Origin of the sequence: Desulfosporosinus sp. HMP52, from assembly GCF_000765145.1 — a bacterium.
In the GTDB taxonomy this organism is placed as follows: domain Bacteria; phylum Bacillota; class Desulfitobacteriia; order Desulfitobacteriales; family Desulfitobacteriaceae; genus Desulfosporosinus.
Genome location: NZ_JMGA01000036.1, coordinates 41,363 through 57,268 on the forward strand (window position 1 = coordinate 41,363; position 15,906 = coordinate 57,268).

Consider the following 15,906-nt stretch of genomic DNA (forward strand, 5'->3'; position numbering starts at 1 on the left):
GGATCAGATCAGATTTAAAAAGATATTTCTCAGAATACAGGACAGGGTTGACAAGCAGAGAGAAAGAAATAGCGAGACTTGCTGTCGGGGGCTTTCATACAAATGTATCGGGAAAAGGCTTATTAATCGCCATCTTCAGAAGAGATTTCCATGTGCTTCTTTTTTGGGCGTATAGTCTTTCTTTGAGTTGCATATCCTCCGTAAGCAGCCCAGACACATTGGCTCACAAGATTTGTACAATCACCTTGACCATTGGGAAAAAATAAAAGAACATATCTTCTGTGTCAGCTTCAGCAAATCTTTGTGCATAGTTTCGATGTATCATATAAATCCGCATTTAGGACATGACAGCTCTGTTAACCCAATCATTTCTCAGAAATGACAGGTGCTTTTAACATTTTGAATAAGGCGGTGGTTTATATGAAACTATGCATTGTCAACGCCGGAATAGTCAACAAATCATATCTTTAGAATAAGGAGAATTACTATGACTGTTCCGGAAAACAAAATATATCCAAGAAATGACCATGAATCCGTTTATTTAAAAAATGTGGTTAAAGATCCTAATATTCTTGTAGGCGATTACACATTTTATAATGATTATGTCAACGACCCTACACAATTTGAAAAAAACAATGTTCTTTATCATTACTCTGTAAATCAGGAAAAATTAGTTATTGGTAAATTTTGTTCCATTGCTTGCGGTGCTAAGTTTATTTTTACTAGTGCTAATCATGCGCAAAATTCGCTTTCCACCTTTCCGTTTCCTATCTTCGCCAGTGAGTGGGGATTAGAATGGAAGAATGTTACGGATGCATGGGATAACAAAGGTGATATCATAATTGATAATGATGTCTGGATCGGTTACGAGGCCATCATTATGCAGGGAGTGCATATTGGTAACGGTTCAATTATCGGAACCAGAGCAGTTGTTACTAAGGATGTCCCTCCTTATACAGTAGTTGGCGGAATTCCTGCAAAAGAAATCAGAAAAAGATTTGATTCAGAAATAGTTGAAACCTTACTGCGTTTACAGTGGTGGGATTGGCCTTACGATAAGATCCAAAAGCATTTAAGTGATATCATGAGTGGAAATCTCAAGGCATTGTAAGATTAGCTTAAACTAGCTTAAGAAGCGCTCTGAAACAGAGCGCTTCTATGCGTACGAGCTCCGCGCCATCTCGACTTGTCAAGCATGATATTAATGATTTCAAGATCCGTGCTTTCCATGCCTTTTTTGCCTAACCTTCCCCCATGAGGCATTACTTTGGTACTTTCTCGAATTCAATAAAATTCACCCCCCAACGGGTCGAAAAAATACCCTGTCCAGATCCAAGTCCAAACCCGGAAAATCAGGATGGGTGAATTCATCCCCCGGTCCCCCGGCAAAGACCAGAGTATAACTTCCATCATTAAATCTAAACGTTTCCAAGGTGTTTTCCTCGGGATCCACAATCCAGTAGTGAGGGATCCCTGCCTTGCGATAAATCTCCATCTTCTGTAAGCGATCTTTCCGGCGATTTGTCGGGGACATAATTTCCACCACCAAATCGCAAGCACCGTCGATCCGTTGCTGGCGCATAATCTCCCTGCGGGCTCCGGAGATAAATAGTATATCCGGCTGTACTACATTACTGTTGCTCAAAGTGACATCCAAGGGAGCAAAAAAGAGTTCACCCTCCGGATCATATTCCTCAAAGAACGTCATCAACCGGCGTCCCAGCTCTCGTGATAATCGCTGATGTTGCAACGAAGGTGATGGTTCTTTGACCAGAAATCCTTCCATGATCTCAAAACGGCAGCCTGGTTCTTCCGGAAGCTGCAAATAATCATCATAAGTATAGTTACCCTGCTTGGCGTACACCGAACCGTCTTCTTGAACAGACGGATTCCCTCCAGCCAACGCAGCCAGTACAGCGGCTTTGTCATAGCGGTATTGTTTCTCGCCCAGTTCAATAGTGGGAATCTTTTTTTGCCGGGTATATCTCCAGACCGTTTCTACCGAGAGATTAAGAATCTCCGCCAATTCTTGAGCCGTGAACAATTTTTCCATGAGATCACCTCAGCACCATCATACAATTAAACACAAGTCTAGTCAATCAAACATAACTCCTAACCATTGAGGAGTAAACCGGATTATTGGTTACTAAAAATTGAACTTAACGAGATTTGAAATTGCCTTTTAGCCCGTATGTGCCTATAATAACTTAAGAAGTGAAAATTCTGTCAAGGAATGTTAGACTCGATAGTGAAGAATATTACAAGATAAAAAAGGAGGTTCTAGAATGGAGGCGACTGGGAAGCGGTTTCTATATATTGATAACTTGCGCTTATTAGTGATAATGCTAGTCATTATCATGCATCTCTCAGGAACTTACAGTGGCTTTGGTAGCTGGTATGTAACCGAGGGAAAGCCCGTAGGACTAATTTCAACAGTTATATTTGGCTTTTATCAATCATTTACCCAGGGATACTTCATGGGTCTTTTATTTTTGCTTTCTGGTTTTTTTATTCCCGGGGCTTATGATCGAAAAGGATTTTCTAAATTTATCCGAGATCGTTTCATCCGTCTTGGCATTCCAACACTCATCTATATGCTGGCGATAACTCCCTTTATTTTATATGTCCAACTTGATCTCAATTGGGCCAGACCAAAACCGAGTTTTACTTCCTATTACATTGATTACCTAGGCAGCCTACAATTTATCAGAAATTCCGGGCCGATGTGGTTTGCCTTTGCCCTCTTAATATTCTCGGTAATTTATGGTCTTGTCCGTGTTTCTGGGAAAGGTCAAAACACTTCTAAAGAAGAATTAAAACCTGAATTCAAGCACGAAATTATTCTGATTTTAATCATATCCCTTTGTGCCTTTCTGATCAGATTGATACAACCCATTGGAACAAGTATCTTAGGAATGCAGCTTTGCCATTTCTCTCAGTATGTGATTCTTTTTATCGTGGGTATGCTGGCCTACAGAAATAATCTTTTCTCCAAGCTTGATCCTAAGTCCGGGAAAATCTGGTTATTTTCCGGACTAATACCCGGAACTGTCGTCTGGCTCGCAATCATGATTCTTGGCGGCGCAATTCATGGCGATCAAAGTTTTAACGGCGGACTTTCCTGGCAGGCGACAGCCTACGCTTTATGGGAGTCTTTTGTAGCAGTTTCTATGTCAATCGGACTACTTACCCTCTTTAAGGAAAAATTCAATCACCAAACTAAGCTGGTTAAAATTTTAGCGGATAATTCCTTTGCAGTCTACGTCTTTCATCCCCCAATTATAATTGCCGCAGCACAATTAATTAAACCACTGGCCTGGCTGCCTATTCTTAAATTTTCGCTACTTTGTCTGATTTGCCCACCGATTTGCTTTGCCTTTACCTATTTTATTGTGAGACGAATTCCCTTGTTAAAAAAAGTAATGTAAGGTTATAATCTCCAGTGTCAAAACCTGATATTAAGAAACAAAGGGGTTCAGCCTTTTTACGCTGAACCCCTTTGTTTGTTCCGGAGGACTACCGTACTCTCCCCAAAAATCTTCTGTTTAGAACATTTCTTTAGTCATTTTCTCAATCGCTTCATTGGTAGAGTCATATACTCCCGGGAATGAACTCCAATTCCCGCCCTGGGTTAAACAAGGAATAAAGTATAACTTTCCGCAATTCCTGCAGGCCCGCTCTACCTCTTTGGCAACTATCTCCGGGGTCCAGCCGGGAAAATCAACGACACCGCTGTCGATATCCCCCATAAAGCTGATTTGACTGCCGTATTGCTTGACAAGTTCCGGGGTGTTGTTCGTGGTCATGACTCCTTGCCAGATATCCACTCCCATCTCGATCATAAAGGGAACCAGGTTAGCGGCATAGGAATCACTGTGGTGCACGATCAGCTCCACCCCATTCGCTTTATAAAAAGCGTATATTTTCTTGTAAGCCGGGAGAAAGAACTCTTCGAACATAGCGGGAGAAATGAAGGAAGATTTTTGGCTGCCCCAATCGTCGTGATGGAATATGCAATCCGGATGGATATGATCAATCAAGGCTTTGGCATAAGCCAACTCATGTTCAGTAAGGTAATCAATGAGCTCATGCATAGCTTCCGGCTCCTCATATAAAGCCATCAAAGCATCTTCCATGCTCATCAGATGATGGGTCATTTCAAATACTCCCGGGGCAACAAACAAGGTTACAAATTCCTCATTACGATCAACAGTATTGGCATGGGCGATAGCCGCAGCCCAAGCTTCCTCGGACGTCGGAATAACCGGGGCCTTGACGTATTTTTTCCACTCGGTAATATCTTTCAAAACTTTGTGTTCATCATCATGGACAGGGAAACCGCCAAGTTGACCTTCGGGCCATTTGAAAGTTATACCCCAATCATTTTTAATGGTTTCCCCCGGTTGAGGAAATCTGCCACCGGGTGCTTCCATTATAAAGTGCATAAACTCATATTGCTTGACAAACCGATCGGGATTTCCGCCTTTAATCGTCTCCAATAGGTTTTGTTTCTTAGTCAGCATAAATCTTCCTCCTTAAGTAGCTGCTTATTTAATTCTTGGCTAGTTCAACCGCTTTAACAGCCGCACTGCCTGCATCGGGAGCAAAACCGTCTGCCCCGATTGAAGCTGCATATTCTGCTGATACAGGCGCACCGCCGACAATAACCTTGAAGCCTGTGAGTCCGCTGGCTTTTAGGGCTTGAACGGTTTCCTGCATTTTGGTCATAGTTGTTGTTAAAAGTCCGGAACAGGCCACTATTTTAACGTTCTCATTGTCTTTAACTGCCTCTACAAATTTCGCTGGTGTTACATCTACGCCCAGGTCGACCATGTCAAATCCGGCACTTCCGATCATCATGGAAACGAGATTTTTGCCGATGTCATGGAGATCACCTTCAACTGTTCCGATAATGCATGTCCCTAAAGATGAAGTACTTTGATCCGCAAACAGCGGCTTTAGCACTTCCACACCCTTAGACATAGCTTTAGCGGCCATCAACATTTCAGGCACGAATAATTCTCCAGCCGAAAACAGATCACCGACAACACGCATAGAGTCAACCATTCCTTGCAGAATATCTTTGGCAGCATTTCCTTCAGCCAAAGCCTCCTGTACCAGTCCTGGTACGAGTTTAGCTTTTCCTGCCTCTACCATCGCTTTTACTTCATTAATCTTAGACATTATAAAATTCCTCCTTGATTGTCAATTTTGCATTATCATGAGAGTAAAAACATTATATCTTAGAGTTCACTATGTTAACTAGCTTAGCGAAGATCACAGTAAGAATTTATTTCACCTTTAATTTATTGGGCAGGGGTTTGCCTTCCTGCTTCCAGAGGTAGGGGTTTTTTGACTGCAAATAAGATTAAGAAGAATACTAAGATAGCTAAATATCCACCTGTCCCGAAATAGTATTGAAATCTCAAGGTAGTAATATGCAGTGGTTCCATGATGGCTGCATAAAAATATCCGGAAAGAAATCCGCCCAAATTCATTCCTGACACAATTATAGACATGGCCATGGGAGTCTGACTGGGATGAACTGAGGCACCTGCGAGCATATAAATTGATGACATGCTTAGGGTCAGTCCAACACCCAAACACGCTTCCCCGATTATAAACAACGTTACGCTTTGACTGAAAGAAAAAATCACTTGGGAAACTATAAAAAAGACAAGTCCTATACTAAGGGTCTGACGGCCAAATTTTTGAAACACTTTGCCGAATATTGCTCCCGCCGCCATTCCTCCTACAGTCATAAACATTAGAACTACTCCGGCAACTGCAGCATTAGCTTTGATGGTCAAAAGTACCGAAGACATATTGGTCAGAGATGGATAATCTAAAATTGTAACTATTCCAAATAATAAGCTCCAGCCAAAAACTGAGCCGGGCATTTTAAGTTTTTCCCTTGCCACACCATCAGTACCTGCAGGCATTTCTTGCTTTTGAGGTTCCGGCAGGAAAACCAATACTATTATAAATGTAATTATACCAAGAGCATGGGCTAAGAAGCTATAATTCCAGCCAATTGAAGCCAGAACACCGCCCAGCAATTGGAGCACAATTCCCCCGATGTTCATGACAACGCTATTGATTCCCATGACACCGGCCTGCTTATCTTCTGGTACAAGATTGAAAATCAAAGCACTGTTCAGAGGCATAATAAGACCAAGTCCCAAGCCAAAAAGACCTCTAGCCAACAAGATTTGGTTAAAATCTTGCAAATAATAAGGAATTGCTCCTGCAATGCTGAATACCAAGGTTGCAAAGAGCGCTAATGTCCTATATTTCACAGATTTACCGGCAACACTGCCTCCTAGGATTGATACTGGAATGGATATAAGAGAAGGAATCGTGGATACAAGCAACAGGGTACTAAAACTTATGGCGGGGAATGCTCCGCCAATCGTCGCTATGGCTGGGGTAATAGTACCGATACCCATAGCTAGAAAACCAAAGGAGAAGATGGCCAATAATACTAAAGACTGTCTTTTCTCGCTCATAATATCTTCCTTTCTATACAACTATTTTTGTATTCATAAGTCCTTGATTTTCATTGGTGCAGTTTAGGCCAATCGGTTTACTATTTAAACATCGCTCCCCTCTTTTGAATATAATCCATCTGTATGAATGAAATTTGTATATACATACAGATGTATATATATCTGTATATTCATAATAATACGAAAAAGAAGCTTTTTCAACCACTTACAGTAGCCAGTTAAATAAATTTTCAAAAAATTCTTTGGGAAAAATCTGAACTTAAGTCCCTACTAAAAAAAGACCTCCTGCAAAGGAAGTCTTTTTCTATCTGGCTCATGGCTAATTTGACTAACTTATAAGAAGGGCAACTTTATCCTACACATAAGTCCAGTTGATTTGGTGAAAATATATTCGATTTGAAAAAATTGGAGGTGATTATCATGCCCCAACTAAATTCAACGTTGCACGAAACTATGGAACTACATGAACTTCTAAATTTCAAGACTATCTGTATGACTACCTCAAAAATGGCACAAGGAGTAGTCTTTGATCAAGATTTAAAAGCATTACTTGAAAAAGATGTCCAACAATCTAGGCAAGCAATAACTGTCTTACAAGGACTAGTAATCAAAACTCAACCACAATGATTGGAGGGGAATCCAGCGATGAGTTATGAAAAGAAACCCATTAACGCTCTCAAAGGACCTATGAATAACGATTATTTGGAAATTCAAAACTCGGAAGGAATGCCCGGGCTTGTGGATTCAACCATTGCTCTTAATTTCCTACTGAATGCAAAAAGTGGAATAAAAAATTGTGCCACTGCCTTAACTGAAATCGCAGATCCGGAGGCAAGAAAAGAAATACACAATATGTTAAACGCTCAAATTGACCTCCACGCTCAAATTTCAGAACTTATGATGAACAAAGGGTGGTTTCACCCATACCACGTAGCTGAACAATTCAAATTAGACCTGGTGTCCGCTCAGGCGGCAGTTCAAATCTCCAATATGCAGCTCTTTCCCGGTAATACAAGCAGGCTAGGTACATTTGCAACCCCAAACTATTAAGTTAGGAGGTAAACAAACTAATGAAGGCTGTAACCTTTCAAGGTATTAAAAATGTCGAGGTTAAGGATGTTCCAGATCCCACAATTCATAAACCGGACGATATCATCGTAAAGATTACTTCTACCGCGATCTGCGGCTCAGACTTACACCTGATTCATGATATGATCCCAAACCTCCCTAAAAACTATATTATCGGACATGAGCCCATGGGTGTTGTTGAGGAAGTAGGCCCGGAAGTAACCAAGCTCAAGAAGGGAGATCGAGTCATCATTCCCTTTAATGTCAGTTGTGGGGAATGCTTTTTTTGCAAACACGATCTAACAAGTCAATGCGATAACTCAAACCCTCATGGGAATATGGGAGCCTTTTTTGGGTATTCCGAAACTGCCGGCGGGTACCCCGGAGGCCAAGCCGAATATATGAGAGTCCCTTATGGAAACTTTGCCCCCTTTAAAATCCCAGAGGACAGTGAGGTAGAAGATGAAAAACTAGTGTTACTGTCTGATGCCATGTCAACTGCTTATTGGAGTGTAGAAAACGCAGGGGTCAAAAACGGGGATACCGTAATTGTCTTAGGATGCGGGCCGGTGGGGCTTTTGGCCCAAAAATTCTGTTGGCTTATGGGGGCTAAAAGAGTTATTGCCGTTGATTACATAGATTACCGCTTAACTCATGCCAACCGGTATAACAACGTGGAGACTGTCAATTTTGAGCAATATGACAATACGGGAGACTATCTATATGAAATGACCCAAGGTGGCGCAGATATTGTGATTGACTGTGTCGGCATGGATGGCAAGATGACACCCCTTGAATTCCTGGCCTCCGGTTTGAAGCTTCAAGGAGGAGCTTTAGGTAGTTTAGTTATGGCAAGTCAGGCAGTTCGCAAAGGAGGAATGATTCAAGTAACCGGAATCTATGGTTCCAGGTATAACGGTTTCCCACTGGGAGATTTGATGAATCGCAATATTAATTTGAGATTGGGGCAAGCTCCTGTCATTCCTTATATGCCACGTCTTTATCAGCTCCTTGCCGATAAAAAGTTTGATCCCAGTGATATCATTACCCATAGATTACCCTTGGATCAAGCAAAGCATGGCTACGAAGTTTTTGATACCAAAACAGATGATTGCATAAAAGTTGTACTTCATCCGGGACTACACTAAAGCATCATTATTGTCTTTATGTAAGATAAGACTATATTTTCGTTAAACTTATAAAGAGGTGAAAAAATTGCTAGAAGGAAAAAGAATATCACCCCATGAGACCTTTGAGCTTCATGAAATCGTATCATTTAAAAATATATGTGCTACAAAAGCATCAGCAATGGCCGGATTAGTTACAGACGAAGAATTATCTACCCTCTTGCAGCAAGACTTTACCACTTCACAAGAACATATAGCAGAACTAAAAGACTTAATCCAATCATCAGAGCTCTGGGATGAAAATCAGCTCCCTAACAACCATTAAACCTAAAACAATACAAGAAAGAAGGTGGACAAACTATGGGACTTCTACAAAATTTAGCAGGTATGGGAGATATGACTGAGCAGGTAATTGCCACAGACTTTTTAATTTCTGCTAAGGCAGGTGTTAGGAATTATGCCGTGGCAATCTCTGAAACCGCAACACCGGAAGTAAGGGAGGTTCTTCACAGACATTTGGATGTTGCTATCGATACTCATGAAAAAATATTCAATTATATGACGAAAAAGGGTTATTACCACGCTAATAACCCTCAAGAGCAATTAATCGTTGATGCAAAGGCAGCCGATACCGTGTTAGATATCCAGTAAGCAAATGGAAATCCGTGATAATTACTATATCCCAGCCCTGTTTTGTACTCTGAATCCTCTACTTTATCTGTTGGTTTCGCTTTGGCTTTTTCCGGTCATTTTAAATGCACCCCCAAAAAGGGGGTGCATCTTAACATGGATTTTTGATCATAAATTTTGTTCAAGGATAAATGTCATTATTCGTTTGATAAACTATTGATACAGTATTTTTGCTCTTCCTGCTGAGCTTCTTCTTCATATCGTCCAGAAAAGAATAGACCACCGGAACAACAAAAAGTGTTAATAATGTTGAAGTGATCAAACCGCCAATAACTGCATGCCCCATGGGCGCACGCATCTCAGCACCTGATCCTGTGCCAATGGCAACGGGGATCATACCGAAGATCATAGCCAGAGTTGTCATGAGAATAGGTCTTAAGCGGACGGAACCTGCTTCAATCAAAGCCGCTTTTACTTCAAATCCTTCATTCATCTTCTGCTTGGTAAAGTCAATTAGCAGAATACCGTTTTTAGCCACCAGTCCCATCAAGAGGATGATCCCAATCAGGGACAAGATACTCAGCTCACTTCCGGCAATATACAGTCCCAGAACAGCACCGATCAGGGCCATTGGCAAAGAGAACATAATAGCAATAGGATCTAAAAAGCTTTCAAACTGCATAGCCATCACCAAGAACATAAACAATATCCCCATTAAGAGCGCAGTTACAAGGCTGGCGAAGCCTTCCTGCATCGTCTCGTTCATTCCTCCAACCTTTACAATAACTCCCTCCGGAATGTCCAGCTCTTTAGTGAGCTTGTTCGTATACATGTTTAAAAAGTCCCCCGTGGGTATTCCTTCGACGTTTGCGGAAAGCTCAATCTGGGTCAATCTGTCATACCTATGGATAGTTGCATATGAAGTAGAAAGAACTTTCTTAGTAACATTAGCCAGGGGGATCATTCGATCATTTGAACCGTTAACTGAGCCGTTAACATAAATACCATTTAGATTGTCTAAGCTCCTCCGCTGATCATCTTTCAAGGATACCCTTACATTATACCGATCCCCTGCCCACTCAAATTTGCCCGCATCTATTCCGTCAAAAAGGGCCTGTATTGTCGTGGCCGCCAGGGCCACATCAACACCTAGATCTGAAACCTTATCTCTGTCCACCTCTAGTTTAGTTTCAGTTTTCCCTGTTTTGAGATCTAGTTCTACATCTTTGGCATGAGGATCCTGACTGAGCATTTTTTTCCCTTTTAGGGCTACAGCTTGCATTGCTTCCGTGTTGTTCCCCAGGATAATAAAGGAGACATCCTTACCTTCGTTGGGGCCTAATGAACTTGCTTTTACAGCCATTTCTATTCCAGTGATTCCTTTTAAGTCCTCCCTGACTTCTGATGCAATCTGTTTAGCCGCTTTTTCTCGCTCCTGTTTCTCCGTTAATTTAGCATAGACTGAAATTTTATCCGAACTGACCGTCGTATAGACATGAGTAACTTCAGGATACTTTTTAAGTTTTTCTTCGATTTCCTTAGCTTTGTCCCCGACCGCCTGCAGTGTCAAACCAGAGTCCGTACTCACGCTGATATTTATTCCCCCTGCATCCGTAGCTGGAATAAAGCTGAAGCCCAACAGAGGAATCAACTTCATGCTGGCAACAAAAATTCCAATCGTAAAGATTAGGGTGATAAGGCGGTGATTGAGAACTACCTTTAGAAATTTAGAATAGCTTGTTCCCAATAAATCAAATTTGTCATTAAACCAGTCCAGAAAATGTCCTACAAAGGTTTTCTTCGTCTTTCTCTCAGACTTTAACAATCTGGAAGACATCATCGGCACTAAAGTGAAGGATATAAATAAGGATACCAGCATACTAAAGGCTACGGTAAGTCCGAATTCCACAAAATACTTGCCGATAATCCCCGAAACCATGGCGATAGGAACAAAAACCGCAACCACTGCAAAGGTTGTTGCCATTACCGCTAACCCAATTTCTGAAGTAGCCTCTCTAGCCGCTTGCATGGGCGGCTTGCCCATATGTAGATGTCGGACAATATTCTCGATCACGACAATAGCATCGTCAATCAGCAAGCCTACGGCTAGAGACAGGGCCATCAGCGACATGGTGTTCAGAGAAAAATCCATGACCTTCATGGCAATAAAGGTTGTAACAATCGATGTTGGTAAGGAAATTCCACTGATCAAGGTACTTTCCCATTCCCTTAAGAAAATAAACACGATAATGATTGCCAGGATACATCCTTCAAGAATCGTTTTTACGACTTCGTCGACGGAATCACGTATCGAGACAGAATTATCCGCCACAACATCGACAGTTATTCCTTTAGGGAGAGTTCCTTTGATTAAGTCTAATTGTTTCTTTACATTATCCGAGACAAGCACCGTATTCGAACCAGACTGTTTGATAATATCCACCCCGATGGCCTCTTTACCATCGTAATAAGAAATACTGTCCTTATCTTTAATTCCGTCCGCTACCGTCGCTACATCACGAACCTTAATCTCACGTCCTGAGCGTACTCCCACGGTGATATTGTAGAAATCCTCCAGATTCTTAACCTTATTATCCGTCCGCAGGGATATTTCAGTTTGCCCATCCGTAACCTTCCCCCCAGGTCTTTCCATGTTGCCATTCTGGACTGCGCTGACCATCTCCGCTGGAGCCAGACCATATTCGGCTAGCTTCTCAAGATCCAGCTTGATCTTTATCTCCCTTTCCTCTTTTCCATATACCTTAACTGAGCCTACTCCGCTTACAGTGTAGAGACTCTTGGTAATGACATCATCAACAATCTTAGTTATGACACGGTTATCCATTGTACCGCTTACTGCCAGTGATAAGATAGGGGTTGCTGAGAAATCATATTTGGCAATAATCGGCTCATCTATATCATTAGGGAGGCTTTTCCTTATGGAACTGACCTTGTCCCGCACTTCCTGGGCGGCAACATCCGGGGATTTTGCCAGATCAAATTCAACGATTACGTTGCATACACCCTCACTAATATTTGTGTATATATGCTTTACACCAGAAATTTGTCCTATGGCTTCTTCAACTTTCTTGGCCACATTAGTTTCCATCTGGTCAGGTGCAACTCCATGCTGTTCAATGGCCACTGTTACATAGGGAAAGTCTGCTTGTGGCATATCATTAATACTTAGACCTCGAAAGCAAAGCATTCCGACAACCAGGAATACAATGATGATAACGGTAATAAATACAGGCCGTTTTATACTGATATTGGCTATAAACATACCTTAGTCCCCCTATTCTGAACCCACCGTAATCTCATCACCCTCTTGAAGCATATTGAGGTTTGTCGAGATTATGGATTCATTTCCTTGAAGGCCCGATTTGATCTCTGCCTGATTGTTTACCAAATTCCCAACCGTTACTGCCCGTTTTTTCACAATCCCGTTATCATTTATGTACACGAAATAATTGCCTTCGCTCCCGGTTATTAACCCTACAGGTATAAGGAAGTTTTGGACTTTCTCATCAGCCTCATCTATCAGCCTTACCTTAGCAAATACCCCAGGCTTTAAGGACATGGTTTCATTATTTAATTGTACCTTCACCTTGAAGGATCTTGAGGATGGATCGGCAGAGGGAGTAATGCTTTTCACCACACCTTCATAGGTTTGCGAATCATCTTCACTTAGCTTAACCTTAGCCTTTTGCCCGGTTTTTATCGTCTTAATCAGAGCTTGGTCTATCTCGATAACAGCATCGATCCATGAAATATCTTTAACCTTTCCCAGAACGTTTCCCGGCGAGAGGAACTGCCCTATACTGACATTTTTTCCGTCCATGATTCCGGAAATTGGAGCCAGGATAGTCATATCGGCTAAGGTAGATTTAAGATTATCGATAGTGGTCTGGGTTGCTTGAATAGCCGCTTGACTTGAAGCAACGTCTGCCTTAATCATTTTCAGAGAAGTTTCTGCGTTTTCCAGTTCAGCCTGGGCAACAACCCCTTGTTCGGCTAAGGTTTTAGTCCGATCGTAGGATCGCTGAGTATTTTCCAAACTAGCTTCTGTCTTTTGCAGAGAAGCTTTAGATACCTCTAACTGGCTTTCCGCAGACTTTATCTGATTCATAATATCCTGATTATCTAAGATTATTAGCGGCTCACCTTGAGTGACCTGCTTTCCGTCATCAAATAAAATACTGATAACCTTTCCGCTGTTCTTTGAACTTACAATTCCTTCTTGATCAGCTTCCAAGGTTGCTTTATAGTACAACCCTTCGCTTTCAGTTGCTACTTTTGGACTGATTACTTCCACTGCCACCTTTTTGGCTATATCAGCTTCCACACTTTCATTATCTTTGGCTGCAAAGATTGATTGAGCTCCGTATCGGTTAAACAGTGCAACTCCACCAATAAAAATAATAACGATAATTACTAATAAGATTATTCTCTTTTTACTCACACCTTCACCCCTCCTTAGACTGCACAAGTGTCCGATTCTGAGTTTGTTTTTGCTGCTATTCCATTCAGGATAAAATCAATCATTTTTTCTCTATCAATATCTTTCTGCAGCTGAGTCCAGCAATAACCCATAATGTGGGCTTTAAAGTTACAATAAGCTCCGATCATTTCAGGAATAAAATTCGCCGCAAATTCCCAATCGAATTCTCTTAGAATTCCATCTGCTACTCCCTTCTCAAATTTTCCCCTTAATATGTTCACCGATTCCTCTCTACTACTTAAAATCATTTCATATAACTTTTGCTTCACCTCGCAGTTCATTTCAAAAAATTTACCGAACACCATAAATTTGAAGAAAAACTCCGTCTCTTCCAAGGTTTCCTGGGTAAACTTAATAATTTCATTTAATATTTCCCGCAGGGAAAGTTTATCGCTGATCCTTCGGTTAATTTCAGCAAAGAAATGATTAGTTTCAGCCTTGGCCACCTGTATAAACAGATCTTCCTTGTTCTGAAAGTATTCATATAGGGTACCTTTCCCAAGTCCCGCTTCTGCTGCGATATCCTTCATGCTGGCATTTGTAAAACCGTTCTTTCTAAACACTTCAAATGCTGCATTTAGAATGGTTTCCTCTTTGTCTTTCAACCTTGCCATATTAACCTCCATTTAATTATTGTCCGACCGTTCGGTCAATTTTTGGAAATTCTAACCACATAATACTCCTTTAATGTTATGAGATCAATCATTAATTTTATTACAAACCCTTTAAGCTCCTGGGAGTACATCAGTCCTCATCCTATTAAGACAAATGGGTTGGACATCCTTATTTTAAGTAAAGAACAGGGTTCAGCTTAGATACGCCGAACCCTGTTCTTTACAGGCCACTATTTAGTTAACACCTACTATGAAATTTAGGATCAACGCCATAATTGCTATAGGTTAGCAACAGAAGAATCGATGATAATCTAAATTGGCAAAAAAGTGATCAAATAACCTCAGGCGGTTCGGCAGAATTGGCGTATGCAAGCGTTGGAAAGAAAGAAAAAACGATGAAAACTATAATTAATAGCATATGAGCTTTTCCTTTCGTCTTATCCACCTCCTTCCGGCCAATTTCGCAACTGTCTTAATAATTTTCGTTTCTCACCTCGAAAAAGCTTTGTGGATGTCATATCTGTCCACTCGTAGTTTTCGCCTTCGGCAGCATAGTTCAATACGTAACACTCTCGTTGTTAATGGAATATATTGGCTTTAGGCTAGATTTCTTATTTTATATTTCTTAGCATTTGAGTCTCAACTTAACTATTCCAATTGATCATAAACTGAATCTACTATGCTCTCTTTTATTTGAATGTATATAATGACGGACGATTCTCAGAAATCGTTAACATCTTTATCAAATAGAAACTTAAAGAAAGGAAGAATTATATGGCGTCATCTATTATTATTCCTCCGACTGATAGTGTGTATATCTCACAATATTATCATAATACAAATTTTGGGGCTATCAATCAATTGTTTACAGGAGAATATCTTAGAACTACCACGAATCGCTGTAAGCCAGATTCTTATAGAACGTTACTCAAATTTCCCATTAATTTACCTTGCTCGAGTATAATATGCAGTGCTATTCTTTACCTTTTTATTAATAGAAAAGATAGGCCTGATAATGAGCTTTCGCCACAAACAGTAACAATATACGAAAATGAAAATGATTTTAACCAAGCCATTGTAACCTGGGAAACGGCACCAAATACTGTCATAACCCCCTATTCCTTTAATGTAATTGATAGCGATGTAGGAACTTATATATCTATCAATATAACGGGTTTAGTACAGGGCTGGATTAATGGGTGTAATGAGAACTTTGGCATTACACTTATAGGAAAAGAAGGTAAGCCAAATACAATCATCGGGTATGAAAGCACTAATAACGTCAATCCGCCATATTTGCTAATAAACTATAGCTCATGTGCTGGAGTCACTGGCGCTGCCGGTGCTACTGGTGCTACCGGCGATGCTGGTGCTACTGGTACTACTGGGGTTACTGGCGCTACTGGCGCTACTGGCGTTACTGGCGCTACTGGCGATGCTGGTGCTACTGGTGCTAC

The 15,906-nt window shown here is 41.1% G+C and carries 15 protein-coding genes; 8 read left to right on the forward strand and 7 right to left on the reverse strand.

Going from position 1 to position 15,906, the window contains the following annotated elements:
• The first annotated feature begins 487 nt into the window (after positions 1 to 487).
• A complete protein-coding gene (locus tag DP73_RS14305; protein WP_034600395.1) occupies positions 488 to 1,111 on the forward strand; it encodes a CatB-related O-acetyltransferase in 624 nt (207 codons plus the stop codon).
• Between the two features lie 183 nt (positions 1,112 to 1,294).
• Here the strand turns inward: DP73_RS14305 and DP73_RS14310 are convergent, their stop codons facing one another.
• Entirely contained in the window at positions 1,295 to 2,053 is a 759-nt protein-coding gene (locus DP73_RS14310) for a Uma2 family endonuclease (RefSeq protein WP_034600397.1), read from the reverse strand.
• A 232-nt stretch (positions 2,054 to 2,285) separates the two neighbouring features.
• Between DP73_RS14310 and DP73_RS14315 the strand changes: the two genes are divergently transcribed.
• Positions 2,286 to 3,428, forward strand: a complete 1,143-nt coding sequence (locus tag DP73_RS14315; RefSeq protein WP_034600398.1) for an acyltransferase family protein — start codon at positions 2,286 to 2,288, stop codon at positions 3,426 to 3,428.
• A 117-nt stretch (positions 3,429 to 3,545) separates the two neighbouring features.
• Here DP73_RS14315 and DP73_RS14320 read toward each other — a convergent pair whose 3' ends face one another.
• From DP73_RS14320 to DP73_RS14330, 3 genes are all read right to left on the reverse strand, one after another.
• Entirely contained in the window at positions 3,546 to 4,523 is a 978-nt protein-coding gene (locus DP73_RS14320) for a uroporphyrinogen decarboxylase family protein (protein WP_034600399.1), read from the reverse strand.
• A 28-nt stretch (positions 4,524 to 4,551) separates the two neighbouring features.
• Entirely contained in the window at positions 4,552 to 5,184 is a 633-nt protein-coding gene (locus DP73_RS14325; RefSeq protein ID WP_034600401.1) for a corrinoid protein, read from the reverse strand.
• A 122-nt stretch (positions 5,185 to 5,306) separates the two neighbouring features.
• On the reverse strand, positions 5,307 to 6,509 hold the full coding sequence (locus DP73_RS14330; RefSeq protein WP_034600402.1) for an MFS transporter: 1,203 nt from the start codon (positions 6,507 to 6,509) through the stop codon (positions 5,307 to 5,309).
• 420 nt (positions 6,510 to 6,929) lie between these two features.
• On the opposite strand from DP73_RS14330, the gene DP73_RS14335 reads away from it, so the two are divergent.
• From DP73_RS14335 to DP73_RS14355, 5 genes are read left to right on the forward strand one after another with little or no spacing between them, the layout of a single operon-like run.
• Positions 6,930 to 7,136: a hypothetical protein gene (locus DP73_RS14335; protein WP_034600403.1), complete on the forward strand. Its 207-nt coding sequence runs from the start codon at positions 6,930 to 6,932 to the stop codon at positions 7,134 to 7,136.
• 18 nt (positions 7,137 to 7,154) lie between these two features.
• Entirely contained in the window at positions 7,155 to 7,559 is a 405-nt protein-coding gene (locus DP73_RS14340; RefSeq protein WP_242865770.1) for a spore coat protein, read from the forward strand.
• Between the two features lie 20 nt (positions 7,560 to 7,579).
• Positions 7,580 to 8,725, forward strand: a complete 1,146-nt coding sequence (locus DP73_RS14345; RefSeq protein WP_034600404.1) for a zinc-dependent alcohol dehydrogenase — start codon at positions 7,580 to 7,582, stop codon at positions 8,723 to 8,725.
• Positions 8,726 to 8,783: 58 nt separating this feature from the next.
• Positions 8,784 to 9,029, forward strand: coding sequence for a spore coat protein (locus DP73_RS14350; protein ID WP_242865771.1), 246 nt, complete (start codon positions 8,784 to 8,786; stop codon positions 9,027 to 9,029).
• A 35-nt stretch (positions 9,030 to 9,064) separates the two neighbouring features.
• Positions 9,065 to 9,355 carry a spore coat protein gene (locus tag DP73_RS14355; protein ID WP_034600407.1) on the forward strand — a complete coding sequence of 97 codons (291 nt, stop codon included), beginning with the start codon at positions 9,065 to 9,067 and terminating at the stop codon, positions 9,353 to 9,355.
• A 160-nt stretch (positions 9,356 to 9,515) separates the two neighbouring features.
• Here DP73_RS14355 and DP73_RS14360 read toward each other — a convergent pair whose 3' ends face one another.
• Genes DP73_RS14360 through DP73_RS14370 form a run of 3 tightly spaced genes read right to left on the reverse strand, consistent with a single transcriptional unit; the run spans position 9,516 to position 14,449 of the window.
• Positions 9,516 to 12,617 carry an efflux RND transporter permease subunit gene (locus tag DP73_RS14360; protein ID WP_034600408.1) on the reverse strand — a complete coding sequence of 1,034 codons (3,102 nt, stop codon included), beginning with the start codon at positions 12,615 to 12,617 and terminating at the stop codon, positions 9,516 to 9,518.
• A gap of 12 nt (positions 12,618 to 12,629) precedes the next feature.
• Positions 12,630 to 13,796: an efflux RND transporter periplasmic adaptor subunit gene (locus tag DP73_RS14365; protein ID WP_034600409.1), complete on the reverse strand. Its 1,167-nt coding sequence runs from the start codon at positions 13,794 to 13,796 to the stop codon at positions 12,630 to 12,632.
• Between the two features lie 14 nt (positions 13,797 to 13,810).
• Positions 13,811 to 14,449, reverse strand: a complete 639-nt coding sequence (locus tag DP73_RS14370) for a TetR/AcrR family transcriptional regulator (protein ID WP_034600410.1) — start codon at positions 14,447 to 14,449, stop codon at positions 13,811 to 13,813.
• Positions 14,450 to 15,223: 774 nt separating this feature from the next.
• Here DP73_RS14370 and DP73_RS23690 point away from each other — a divergent pair.
• Positions 15,224 to 15,906 (forward strand): DNRLRE domain-containing protein (locus DP73_RS23690; protein WP_034600411.1); only part of this gene is annotated, 683 nt, incomplete at its 3' end.

Coding starts and splice junctions, on each gene's coding strand:
- DP73_RS14305 (WP_034600395.1), top strand. CDS start 488: ATGACTGTTCCGGAAAACAAAATATATCCAAGAAATGACCATGAATCC.
- DP73_RS14310 (WP_034600397.1), bottom strand. CDS start 2,053: ATGGAAAAATTGTTCACGGCTCAAGAATTGGCGGAGATTCTTAATCTC.
- DP73_RS14315 (WP_034600398.1), top strand. CDS start 2,286: ATGGAGGCGACTGGGAAGCGGTTTCTATATATTGATAACTTGCGCTTA.
- DP73_RS14320 (WP_034600399.1), bottom strand. CDS start 4,523: ATGCTGACTAAGAAACAAAACCTATTGGAGACGATTAAAGGCGGAAAT.
- DP73_RS14325 (WP_034600401.1), bottom strand. CDS start 5,184: ATGTCTAAGATTAATGAAGTAAAAGCGATGGTAGAGGCAGGAAAAGCT.
- DP73_RS14330 (WP_034600402.1), bottom strand. CDS start 6,509: ATGAGCGAGAAAAGACAGTCTTTAGTATTATTGGCCATCTTCTCCTTT.
- DP73_RS14335 (WP_034600403.1), top strand. CDS start 6,930: ATGCCCCAACTAAATTCAACGTTGCACGAAACTATGGAACTACATGAA.
- DP73_RS14340 (WP_242865770.1), top strand. CDS start 7,155: ATGAGTTATGAAAAGAAACCCATTAACGCTCTCAAAGGACCTATGAAT.
- DP73_RS14345 (WP_034600404.1), top strand. CDS start 7,580: ATGAAGGCTGTAACCTTTCAAGGTATTAAAAATGTCGAGGTTAAGGAT.
- DP73_RS14355 (WP_034600407.1), top strand. CDS start 9,065: ATGGGACTTCTACAAAATTTAGCAGGTATGGGAGATATGACTGAGCAG.
- DP73_RS14360 (WP_034600408.1), bottom strand. CDS start 12,617: ATGTTTATAGCCAATATCAGTATAAAACGGCCTGTATTTATTACCGTT.
- DP73_RS14370 (WP_034600410.1), bottom strand. CDS start 14,449: ATGGCAAGGTTGAAAGACAAAGAGGAAACCATTCTAAATGCAGCATTT.